Here is a 12,693-nt window from a genome sequence, read left to right as displayed (position 1 = left end):
TTATGACAGTACAGTTTAATATTGAGTATAAAGCAATGTTCGGCGAACAGATCGTCGTAAACATTCAGACGGAGGAAGGTGAACTGAAACTTCCTCTCGAGACAACAGATGGTGAAAGATGGGCATGCGACTGGTGTGTTGAATCACCAGAAAAATCGTATACCTATTATTATAGTGTAGAACGTGAAGGTAGAGCAGTCAAGACCGAATGGCTTATGATTAAGCATCAGCTCGAAGTAAATGCCAAGAAGGCTGCGGCTTATACCCTTTACGATCATTGGAAGACTATGCCTGAGGATGCTTTCCTCTACAGCAGTGCCTTTACCGATTGCATCAATCATCAGGTTCCACAGGTGATGAAGCCGGAAACGGGCAGCAAGATTGTGCGTCTGATAGTCCGTGCTCCTCAGCTTCGCGATGGTGAGCGTCTGGGTGTATTGGGTGCAGATAAAGCTTTGGGCGCTTGGGATGTGCAGAAGATTCTTCCGATGACTCAGCATACCTATAATGAATGGGTGGCTGATATTGATGCGACTCATCTTGAGGGCAGTCATCTGGAGTTTAAGTTCGTGGCTTTCAGAAATGCAAAGAACGAGCTTCTCTGGGAAAACAGCATGAACAGAACCGTGGATTTGCCGGAGATGAAGGCAGGTGAGTTGGTATCTTATGAACTCGACCAGGCTTTCTTCGCTCTGTATAACCGCAAACTTGCCGGAACGCAGGTGCCTGTATTCTCATTGCGTACCCGTAAGAGTGCCGGTATCGGTGACTTCGGTGACCTGAAGACCATGATTGATTTTGTGGCTTCTACCGGTCAGAAGGTGCTCCAGCTCCTTCCTATCAATGATACCACCATCACTCATACATGGACCGACAGTTATCCATACAGCTGCATCAGCGTCTTCGCTATTCATCCGCAGTATGCCGACCTCCATGCTCTCCCAGAGCTGAAGGATGCCAAGGCTCGTGCTGAGGCTGAGAAGACACGTGCTGAGTTGAATGCACTGGATAAGATAGATTACGAAAAGGTAAATGATTTCAAGATAAATTACTTGCGCCAAATCTTCAATCAGGAAGGTGGAAAGATGATGAAGACAGCCGAATATAAGGCTTTCTTCCAGGATGCTGAACTGTGGCTGGTTCCTTACGCACAATATTCATACCTGCGTGATAAGAATGGTACGGCTGATTTCAACCAGTGGCCAGATCATCAGGTATGGGATGAGGCTGAGCGCAAGGCGCTTGCCGACCCTAAGACTGCTGCTTACAAGAACGTGGCGTTCTTCTATTTCGTACAGTTCGTACTGGACCGACAGATGCAGGAGGCTCACGAGCATGCCAAGACTAAGGGCGTTATTTTGAAGGGTGATATTCCAATCGGTGTAAACCGCAATGGTTGCGATGTATGGACGGAACCTAAATACTTCAACCTCAATGGTCAGGCGGGTGCTCCACCAGATGACTTCTCTGCCAATGGTCAGAACTGGGGATTCCCTACCTATAACTGGTTTGAGATGCTGAAGGATGGCTGCCAGTGGTGGAACCGCCGTTTCAAGAACATGGCAAGATACTTTGATGCTTACCGCATCGACCACGTATTGGGCTTCTTCCGTATCTGGGAGATTCCGGTACATAGCGTACATGGATTGCTCGGACAGTTTGCACCGGCGCTTGCTATGAGCCGTGAAGAGATAGAAAGCTATGGTTTGCACTTCCAGGAAGACCGTTTCACCCGTCCGTTCATTACCGATTGGGTATTGGACCGTGTGTTCCATGAGCGTGCCGGCGAGGTAAAGGAGAAGTATCTCGACCGTCTGGATGACGAACGTTATCAGATGAAGCCTGAGGTAGATACCCAGCGCAAGGTAGAAGCACTCTTTGCTGACGCAACAGATGAGAAGGAACTCTGGCTGCGTGATGGCTTGTATGCCCTGATTAGCGATGTACTCTTCGTACGCGATCATACCAACCCTGGCGTCTTCCATCCACGTATCTCAGCCCAGCTCGACTTTATCTACGAGTCGCTCTATGATAATGACAAGGCTGCGTTCAACCGCCTTTACAACGACTATTTCTATCGCCGCAACAACCAGTTCTGGTATCAGGAGGCGATGAAAAAGTTGCCTAAACTGGTTCAGGCTACCCGCATGCTGGTTTGTGCCGAAGACCTCGGTATGGTGCCAGACTGTGTGCCTTGGGTAATGGACGAGTTGAAGATATTGAGTCTGGAACTCCAGAGCATGCCAAAGGATCCATCGGTTAAGTTCGGACATCTGAGCCGTAACCCATACCGCTCGGTATGTACCATTTCGAGCCACGATATGCCTACTCTGCGCATGTGGTGGGATGAGAATGTCCAGCGTACCCAGGAGTATTACAATACGATGCTCTACCGTCAGGGACCAGCACCTCATCCACTCCCAGGCTGGTTGGCTAGTGACATCATCAGCCGCCATCTCACCTCTCCATCCATGCTCTGCATATTGAGCATCCAGGACTGGTTGGCTACCGATGAGGCTCTCCGTCTACCAGATGCCGATGCCGAGCGTATCAATATCCCGGCTAACCCTAAGCATTACTGGCGTTATCGCATGCACCTCAACATAGAGGATCTGGCTGCTGACAAGCGTTTCGTGCAGAGTATCACCGAAATGATTTCGCAGTCTGGAAGAGTCTAACTAACATGATTATATATACAGTGCAAACGTTTGCACACTCATTTGCAGAAAAATACCCTCCCAAAACGTGGAGGGTATTTTTGTTTTTTGTATCTTTGCACTATCTTAAGAATAAACAGATAATGATTGAGATAAACTAACGAAGATTCAAAAACAAGAATAAACAACAACTGAACAGTATGAAAAAACTGAATGTATTAGTGATGGGTCTCTTGCTTCCTATGTTGGCAGCAGCCCAGACCATAAAGTCGCCTAACGGCAATGTCTCGGTAACATTCTCTTTGACCGAAAAGGGACAGCCTACCTATGAGATGAGCTATAAGGGAAAGACTGTATGCAAGCCATCCCACTTAGGATTGGAACTGGCTAAGGATAAACATGCCTCTAAGGGCATGGAGGAAACCAGCCTGATGGATGGTTTTACTGAAACCGGCAGCAAGACATCGACCTTCGATGAAACCTGGAAGCCGGTATGGGGCGAGACCGCTACCATCCGCAACCATTACAACGAGATGGAGGTAAACCTGAACCAGGCTGCTTCTAAGCGTAACATCACCATCCGTTTCCGTGTATATGATTATGGTATGGGCTTGCGCTATGAGTTCCCACAGCAGGAGAGTCTGAATTATTTCGTCATCCAGGAGGAGCATACCCAGTTTGCCATGGCAGGCGATCATACCGCTTACTGGATTCCTGGTGATTATGATACACAGGAGTATGATTACAACATTACTCCATTGACAGGCATTCGCCCAATTATTGCGAAAAACCGTGAAGCTTACAAGAGCAATTCATCTACCACCGTCTTCTCTGATACCGGTGTTCAGACCTCTCTCCAGATGAAGACCAAGGACGGACTCTACATCAACATCCATGAGGCTGCCTGCCTGGATTATCCTACCATGCATCTCAATCTGGATGAGAAAACATTGACCTTCGAGTCTTGGCTTACTCCTGATGCCGTGGGCAGAAAGGGATTTATCCAGACTCCATTCAATACCCCTTGGCGTACCGTGCTGGTAAGTGATGATGCCCGTGATATGCTTTCATGCAAGTTGACATTGAACCTTAACGAGCCTTGCAAGATTAAGGATACATCCTGGATTCATCCTACCAAGTACTGCGGTGTATGGTGGAACATGATTGTGGGTACCAAGACCTGGAGCTATACCAACGATCTGCCATCTGTGCGTCTCGGTGTAACCGATTACAGCAAGTGCAAGCCTAACGGTACTCATGGTGCAACCAACGAGGAAGTGAAGCGCTACATCGACTTTGCAGCCAAGAACGGTTTGCAGGAAGTATTGGTAGAAGGCTGGAACGAAGGTTGGGAAGACTGGTTCGGTCATCAGAAGCTCGATGTTTTCGACTTCGTGACTCCATATCCTGACTTCGATATCAAGATGCTCAACGAATATGCTCACTCTAAGGGCGTGAAGCTGATGATGCACCACGAGACATCTTCTGCAGCTCTCAACTACGAGCGCCACCTGGAAGATGCCTTCAACCTGATGAACAAATATGGTTATGATGCCGTGAAGACCGGTTATGTAGGTGATATCATCCCAAGAGGTGAGTATCACTACAGCCAGTTGATGAACAATCACTACCAGCGTGTCATCGAGACCGCTGCCAAGCATCATATCATGGTAAATGCCCACGAGGCAACCCGTCCTACAGGTATCTGCCGCACCTGGCCTAACCTGGTGGGTAACGAGAGTGCACGTGGTACAGAGTATGAGGCATTTGGCGGTAGCAAGTCTTATCATACCGTCATGTTGCCATTCACTCGTCTGCAGGGTGGTCCGATGGATTATACTCCTGGTATCTTTGAGACCAAGCTTTCAGAGTGGAGCAACAATAAGAGTTATGTTCATACCACTCTCTGTGGTCAGCTTTCTCTCTATCTCGTAATGTACAGTCCTTTGCAGATGGCTGCCGATCTTCCAGAGCATTATGAGAAGTATGATGATGCCTTCCAGTTCATCCGCGACGTAGCTTGCGACTGGGACGACTCCAAGTATCTGGAGGCAGAGCCAGCTAAGTATATCACCGTAGCCCGCAAGGCTAAGGGTACCGACAACTGGTTTGTAGGCGGTAAGACTGATGCAGCCCGCACAGCCGTAGTAAAGCTCGACTTCCTGGATAAGGGCAAGAAGTATGTTTGCGCTATTTATCAGGACGGCAAGAATGCCGACTACGAGAAGAACCCTAAATCTTACAAGATTGTTCATAAGACAGTGAAGAAGGGTGATGTTTTGAAGATTAATGAAGCACGTGGTGGTGGTTTCGCCATCTCTTTGCTCGCTAAATAAGCCTATAATTTCCGTATTTCCGTCCAACTGTCCGGTTGGTCGGAAATACGCTAAAAATGAGCGTAGATAATCTGTCACAGTTTTTTTCGCTCAGTTCGCTTTAATGTCCTGTATAACAACAACTTAACAATATGAATATCCAAAAACTAATAATTGCAGCATTGACAGCAACCGTTTTACCAACTTCATTGAATGCCCAGCAGACATTCAATGAGATGATGTATTCCAAGGAGAAAACCATGTTTATCCTGAATGCTCCAACAGCCCAAAAGTCTTCTGTAACCCTCCGACTTTATAAGCAAGGTCAGGGAGGAAAGGCTTATAAAACGCTGAAAATGAAGAAGTTGGGTGATGAACGCTGGGAGGCTACAGTAATGGGCGACCTCAAGGGAAAGTTCTATACCTTTGATATTGGCAAGGGTGAAACACCAGGTACATTTGCCAAAGCAGTAGGTGTGAACGGAAACCGTGGCGCCATCGTAGATTTGTATGATACCGATCCATCTGGATGGGATAAGGACGTGCGTCCTGCCCTGAAATCGCCAGCCGATCTCGTTGTCTACGAGCTTCACGTGCGTGATTTCTCCATTTCTCCTACATCCGGCTTGAAATATAAGGGTAAATATCTCGCCCTCACCGAGCCTAAGGCCATCGAATACCTCAAGAATCTGGGCATCAACGCCATCCACTTCCAGCCTGTATTCGATTTCGCTTCTATAGATGAGACCCGACTCGACAAACCACAGTTCAACTGGGGTTATGATCCGAAGAACTATAATGTGCCGGAAGGCAGTTACGCTACCGACCCTTATTCTCCAGCAACCCGCATCAAGGAGTTCAAGGAGATGGTGATGGCGCTGCATAAGGCAGGTATCCGTGTGATTTTCGATGCCGTATATAACCATACTTTTGATATCAACGGTAGCAATTTCCAGCGTACCTATCCTGATTATTATTATCGCAAGACCAAGGAGGGTAAGTATTCTGACGGTTCCGGCTGTGGCAACGAGACTGCTTCTGAAAAGCCTCTCATGCGCCAGTTTATGCTGGAGAGCGTGAAATATTGGATAGACGAATATCATATCGATGGTTTCCGTTTCGACCTGATGGGCGTTCATGACATTGAAACCATGCAGGCTATCCGTGAGATGGTAAACCGCATCGATCCTAGCATCTATATTTATGGTGAGGGATGGAGTGCAGGCAGTTGTGCTTATCCTACCGAGAAACTGGCGGTGAAGGCGAATACCCAGCAGCTCAAGGGTATCGGTGCTTTCAGCGATGATATGCGCGATGCGCTCCGAGGTCCTTTCTCTGATGACCATCAGGGTGCGCTCCTGGCTGGTCTTACAGGTCAGGAGGAGAGTCTGAAGTTCGGTATTGTGGGTGGCATCGCTCATCCGCAGGTGGATATGACAAAGGTGAACTATGACAAGGAGCCTTGGACCAACAATCCTACCGAGCAGATCAGTTATGTAAGCTGCCATGACGATATGTGTCTGGTAGACCGTCTGAAGGCAAGCATCGCATCTCTTACCGACAAGAATATCCCTGAAGCAATACGTACTGCCGAGTTGCTCCGCATCGATAAGCTTGCGCAGACCTGCGTATTCACTTCACAGGGTGTTCCTTTCATCCTTGCCGGCGAAGAGATGCTCCGCGACAAGAAGGGAGTACACAATAGCTATAATTCTCCTGACAGCATCAACCAGTTTACCTGGACCAATCTGCAGAAGTATCCGCAGGCATTTGCTTATTACAAGAGTCTGATCCAGCTCCGCAAGAATCATCTGGCATTCCGTCTTTCAACAGGCGATAAGGTACGTCAGCATCTGGAGTTCCTGCCTTGTCAGCAGACTTGTCTCGTAGGTTTCCAACTCAAGAATCTGGAGGGCATTGATGCCTGGAAGAACATCATCGTGATCTATAACTTCAATAAGGAGGCAAAGAAGATGCAGATTCCTGAGGGTAATTATACCGTGGCTTGCTGCAATGGTATAATCAATGAGGAAGGCTTAGGCTTTGTTTCGGGAAAGGATGTTGAGGTTGCCCCTCAGTCAGCCCTGATACTTTATCAGAAATAGTTTATATATATAATAAGGTGTAATATGAAAAAGATAATAGCTTCTTTATTGCTTATGAGTAGTGCAATAAGTATGAATGCAGCGGTCAACGTGAACCGCATTGAACCTACCGACTGGTATGTGGGCATGAAAGATGCTTCACTCCAGCTGATGGTGTATGGCAAGGATATCAAGAATGCCGATGTAACGGTAGATTATCCGGGTGTGAAGGTAGATAGCATCGCCCGCCTTGATTCTCCTAATTATCTCCTGGTTTATCTTAACCTCGATGGGGCAAAGGCTGGTGAGATGACCCTCAACTTCAAGCAGGGCAAACAGTCGAAGAAGGTAAAGTATGTGTTGAAGAACCGTGAGATGGCGGGCGACAAGCGCATCGGCTTCTCTAATGAAGATGTGCTCTATATGCTGATGCCAGACCGTTTTGCCAACGGCAATCTGAAGAATGATGCCTTTAAGACGATGCGTGATAAGACCTGCAACCGTGCAGAGCCTAGTCTGCGACATGGTGGCGACCTGGAGGGAATCCGCCAGCACTTGGATTATTTTAACCAGTTGGGTGTTACCGCTCTGTGGTTTACCCCGGTTTTGGAGAACGACAGTCCAAGTAACGGCAAGAACAGCAGTTATCATGGTTATGCTACCACCAATTATTATCGTGTAGACCCACGTTTCGGAACCAATGCCGATTATAAGCAGCTGATAGATGAGGCTCACAAGAAAGGTTTGAAGATTGTGATGGATATGATTTTCAACCATTGCGGCTTCGAACATCCTTGGGTTGCCGATATGCCTTCAAAGGACTGGTTCAATAAACCAGAATGGCTGGCTCCTGAAAATCAGACTGCCGAGCATCAGAAGAACATCGGTACGGTGGATGGCGCTGCTAAGGTGAACGATAAGTATCTGCAGACCAGTTATAAGCTGACTCCGGTACTTGATCCATACGCCAGCAAGGTAGATCTCACAGAAACCGTAGACGGCTGGTTTGTTCCAACTATGCCTGACCTCAACCAGCGTAACCCACACGTTATCAAGTATCTGATTCAGAACAGCGAGTGGTGGATAGAGAGCGCTGGTATCGACGGCATCCGTATGGATACCTATCCTTATGCCGACCGCGATGCGATGGCACACTGGATGAAGGTGCTGGGCGAGGAGTATCCTCACTTCAATACCGTAGGCGAGACTTGGGTAACCGAGCCAGCCTATACTGCAGCCTGGCAGAAGGACAGCAAACTTTCAGAGAAGAACAGCTATCTGCCAACCGTTATGGATTTCGCCTTCTTCGACCGTATCAACAGTGCAAAGAAAGAAGAGACCGATGAGTGGTGGAACGGCATGAACCGTCTCTACAACGTGTTCTGCTACGACTATCTCTATCCTAATCCAAAGAGCGTAATGGCATTCATTGAGAATCATGATACCGACCGCTTTCTGGGTGAAGGAAAGGATACTCTGGCTCTGAAGCAGGCGCTGTCATTGCTTCTTACCATCAATCGCACTCCTCAGCTCTATTATGGTACAGAGGTGCTGATGAACGGTACCAAGAGTGTAACCGATGGCAATGTACGCAAGGACTTCCCTGGCGGTTGGGCTGGTGATAAGCACAATGCCTTTACTGCAGATGGTAGAACACAGGCAGAAAACCAGATGTTCAACTGGCTCAGCAACCTGTTGCACTGGCGTCAGGGCAATGAAGTGATTACCAAGGGCAAGCAGACCCAGTTCTGTCCTCAGAAGGGTGTTTACGTAATTGCCCGCCAGTATAAGGGTAAGAATGTGATGACGGTGATCAACGGCAAGAACGAGGCAAACGAGCTGAATGTTTCCCGTTATGCAGAGATTATCGGTTCTCATGACAAGGCTACGGATGTTACAAACGGTCGCACCGTTCTTATCAACAAGAACGTGAAGCTCCGTCCTCGCCAGAGCATGATTCTTGAATTCTAAAACGCAAGTATATTCCTATATGAACGTTCCTAGAGTTGTAAATTTACACTTCTAGGAACGTTTTTTCTTGATAAAAATTCTTTCGTTTCGTTTTTTCTTCGTACTTTTGCAATCAGAAGTTTAAAAACTTAATAAAAATGTTTGGAGAAATCGGAAAATGGCTATTAGATATATCTAAATATTTAATAACGGGCTATGTTTTAGCCAAAATGTTTGGTCAAGAAGACTCAACATGGGTTGTAATAGGTGCAGTTCTAGTTGCGGCATTGCTGTTTGCCTTAGGATTGTACTGTTTACGAAAGGACAAAGATAAAAATAATAAAAAGAAAGGAAAATAATATGGATACTGGATTGTTTATTATGTATGGCTTTTTGTTGCTTTTGGCAGCAGGAATATTTATTTATGCCAAAATTGATGATCGCAAAGAACAGAAAAGGCAATAATATGGATTACGGATTATTAGGAATGTATATATTTCTGGCTTTGATTGCTGTTGGTTCTTTCATTTACGTTAAGATAGAAGACAGAAAAGAGCAAAAGAATAGTTAATGATTAGATACATTTTTTCTATAATAAGCATTCTTTTCATAACCTTGAGCAGTTGGGCGCAAGGTGGACTGCCTAGTCGCTATAATGTAAGTTATCTCAATATGGCTGCAGGTATGCCGAATAATTTTGCTGATGATATCTTTCAGGACTCTTACGGCTTCGTATGGATCAGTACGCATGGTGGTGGACTGGTACGCTACGATGGTTTCAATTTCATGAACTTCGGTTTGGGGGCTCCTGGTATCAGTCTGCGAAGCAACAGCTGCCGCAATACTTGCGAAGATCATTTCAAGCGCCTTTGGATAGCTTTTGAGGAAGGTCCGCAGGTTCTCGACCTCAAAACGATGCAGCCTGTTGTTCCACCTTGTGAGAACAGCCAGGTAGAGGCACAACTCAACAAAGTTTTCAAGAACCTTTGCACCCGAACATATTGTGATGCAAAGGGCAATATATGGATGCTGTCTTTCAACCAGCTTACCCGTTTCGGCTTTAACGAAAAGGGCGAGGTGAACAGCGTCTTGTCCACATCCTATCCTTATAATGCTCCCGACCTCGGAATCTGTGATGTCTATCGCAGAGGAACGGTTGTATTATGCAACAATGGAGTAGTGAGCGAGTTTTCTGTGAAGAACAATCAGCTTGTAGCAAAGAATATCTCATCCCTGTTCCCTCCGCTCGAAGGTCGGTATGGGGGGGCGCTTATTTATTATCATGGTAAGATATGGATGGGTACGAATCGCGGATTGTTTAATAGTGGCAAGCAGGAATTCCATTGCTCTGCTACCGACCATTCGCTCCAGCACGAAGTAGTGACGAACCTTGCCGTTTCTCCAGATGACAAACTTCTGGTAGGAACGCTCTGTGGCGTAGATATCTTCAATGATAAGACCGGAGAGATAGAACATTGGAACACTGCTACGGCTGTGAATCCGCTGAGCAGCAACTTTATCAACAGTCTTTTCTCTAAGAACGGACAGATATGGGTAGGTTCCGAGACAGGTGGTGTTATCAAGTTGGCTCCACGTCAGCTGAATTTGGAATTCTACCGTCACGACCCCGCCAACCCGGGCAGTATCTCTCCTAATGCTGTCAATGCTATGTATGCGGCAGCCGACGGAACCCTGTGGGTAGGAACAGTAGAGGGAGGTCTCAATGCCTTGACTCCAGGCAGCATGAACTTTGTTCATTATACGGTGGCAAATTCCGGTTTGCCGCATAATACCGTCTCGGTTCTTGCAGCCGATAACCGCAATCAGCTCTGGATTGGTACCTGGGGTAGGGGCTTTGCTGTGATGAATCTCAGTCAGCCGGGCAAGATTATTCCTCTGGTGATAGATGCTAAGCATCAGCATTTACTTAACTTTGCCGGTGCCTTGGCTTACGATCCTATCAATGATGGTATGTGGCTCGGAACCAATGATGGTCTCTTCTTCTATGATATGAAGCGCCGCCAACTCATCGAACCTTTCAGGGGATGCCAGAATGTGCGCGGCTGCATTGGTTCTCTGATAACCCGAAAGGGCAAACTCCTGATGGGTTGTGTGCGGGGAATGGTAGAGGTCGACCTCAAGTCGCGTGCTCATGGCAAGGGCGATTTCGCTGTGACGTATCATCAGTATAAACTCGACAATCCGAAGAGTGGAGTCTTCGATAAGATATTGTCTTTCTGCCAGGCTAAGGATGGAAAGATATGGATGGGCAGTAACGGCTACGGTCTGTATTGCTATACCAGCGATAAAAACGGAAAGACTCAAGTGAAGTCGTATACCACCAATAACGGACTTGCCAACAATATCGTGAAGGGTATTGTAGAGGATAACCAGGGTATGTTGTGGATAGCTACCGATAATGGACTCTCTATCTTCAATCCGAAGACAGAGGCATTCTGCAGTTTCTCCCGTGAAGATGGTCTGATCAGTTCACAGTTCTATTTCAATGGAGCCATCCGCAATGCCAAGGGCGAAATATTCCTGGGCACCGATGCGGGTATGATGGCTGTAAAGGGCATAAACCGTTCTGTGCATCAGACGGGTAAGTTGTGCTTTACCGAACTTCTGGTAGATAACCAGCCTGTCTTTGCCGGCAGCGATTATCTGGAAGAAGACATTTCTATTGCCAGAAAGTTGCGTATCCATGAGAGTGATAAGTCGTTCACCCTCTTTTTCTCAGCGCTCAATTATGGCTGCGAGACACAGGGCGTGTACCTTTATCGCATGAAGGGATACGAGAATGAGTGGGTTCAACTCAAGGCTGGTCAGCATAGTGTGCGTTATTCCACTCTGCCAGCTGGAGACTATAAGTTTGAGGTGAAATATATCCCATCTATCAATTCCGACAAGGAGCAGGTAATCTCTGTAGAAGTTCAGATTACTCCTTATTTCTGGAAGAGCTGGTGGTTTGTTACCCTTATTATAATAGGTATCATCGCCTTGCTCCAATATGCTTATGTGCGCCGTCTCAACAAGATGCGCGAAGAGGAAGTAGAAGCTCTGTACCGTCCTATCGAGGCTGCGATGAAGGAAAGTGATGAACCTGAAAAGCTGCAGAGTCGCATCCAGATGATTCTGCAGAACCAGAAGCGTTATCAGGACAGTCAGAAAAAGAGCATTGAGGCTGACAGGAAGATGGTAGAGGAGACTATGCGTCCATTCATGGAAGAAGTGATGGATGTGATGGAGAAGAATTACGATAATTCGGAGTTTGGTGTACAGGAACTGGCAGATACCTTGGGTATATCCCGCAGTGTACTGAGCAAGAATCTCTCCAAGGAGACAGGCTTGCCAACAGCCCAGTTTATCCGCAACTACCGTCTCGACATCTCGCGCAAGATGATGGCTGATAAAACTTCCAACCGAAATATCACGGAGATAGCCTACCGTGTAGGCTTCAACGATCCGAAGTATTTCACCCGTTGCTTCACCAGGCAGTTTGGCATCTCGCCGACTGCATATAAGGATCAGTTGGATTCTCAGGGTTCAGATATGGCATAGTTCTCCTTAGATCCTCCTTGGATTCTTCGGAGAAATAATGTTCCTGGATGTGATAATTTGTTAAGTAAATAAAATAAAACAGAGGGGCTACTTGATATAAGTCAAGTAACCCCTTGTTTTGTATGT

The 12,693-nt window shown here is 46.9% G+C and carries 6 protein-coding genes; all 6 read left to right on the top strand.

From position 1 onward, the window contains the following. The first annotated feature begins 2 nt into the window (after window positions 1–2). The gene (locus KUA46_RS11480) at window positions 3–2,678 is read left to right on the top strand and encodes a 4-alpha-glucanotransferase (protein WP_218486749.1); all 2,676 of its coding nucleotides are present in this window, start codon (window positions 3–5) and stop codon (window positions 2,676–2,678) included. Between the two features lie 179 nt (window positions 2,679–2,857). Further along, window positions 2,858–4,993 (top strand): glycoside hydrolase family 97 protein, encoded by a 2,136-nt coding sequence (locus KUA46_RS11475; protein WP_218486750.1) that lies wholly within the window; start codon window positions 2,858–2,860, stop codon window positions 4,991–4,993. A gap of 131 nt (window positions 4,994–5,124) precedes the next feature. Continuing rightward, a complete protein-coding gene (gene pulA, locus KUA46_RS11470; RefSeq protein WP_218486751.1) occupies window positions 5,125–7,077 on the top strand; it encodes a type I pullulanase in 1,953 nt (650 codons plus the stop codon). 24 nt (window positions 7,078–7,101) lie between these two features. Beyond that, window positions 7,102–9,027, top strand: a complete 1,926-nt coding sequence (locus KUA46_RS11465) for a glycoside hydrolase family 13 protein (protein ID WP_218486752.1) — start codon at window positions 7,102–7,104, stop codon at window positions 9,025–9,027. A 137-nt stretch (window positions 9,028–9,164) separates the two neighbouring features. Then, a complete protein-coding gene (locus KUA46_RS11460; RefSeq protein ID WP_022120641.1) occupies window positions 9,165–9,365 on the top strand; it encodes a DUF6722 family protein in 201 nt (66 codons plus the stop codon). Between the two features lie 211 nt (window positions 9,366–9,576). After that, window positions 9,577–12,567: a two-component regulator propeller domain-containing protein gene (locus KUA46_RS11455; RefSeq protein ID WP_218486753.1), complete on the top strand. Its 2,991-nt coding sequence runs from the start codon at window positions 9,577–9,579 to the stop codon at window positions 12,565–12,567. The last annotated feature ends 126 nt before the right edge of the window (window positions 12,568–12,693 follow it).

This window comes from Segatella copri, from assembly GCF_019249765.2.
In the GTDB taxonomy this organism is placed as follows: Bacteria; Bacteroidota; Bacteroidia; order Bacteroidales; family Bacteroidaceae; genus Prevotella; species Prevotella copri_K.
This window is presented reverse-complemented; position numbering and strand designations above follow the sequence as displayed.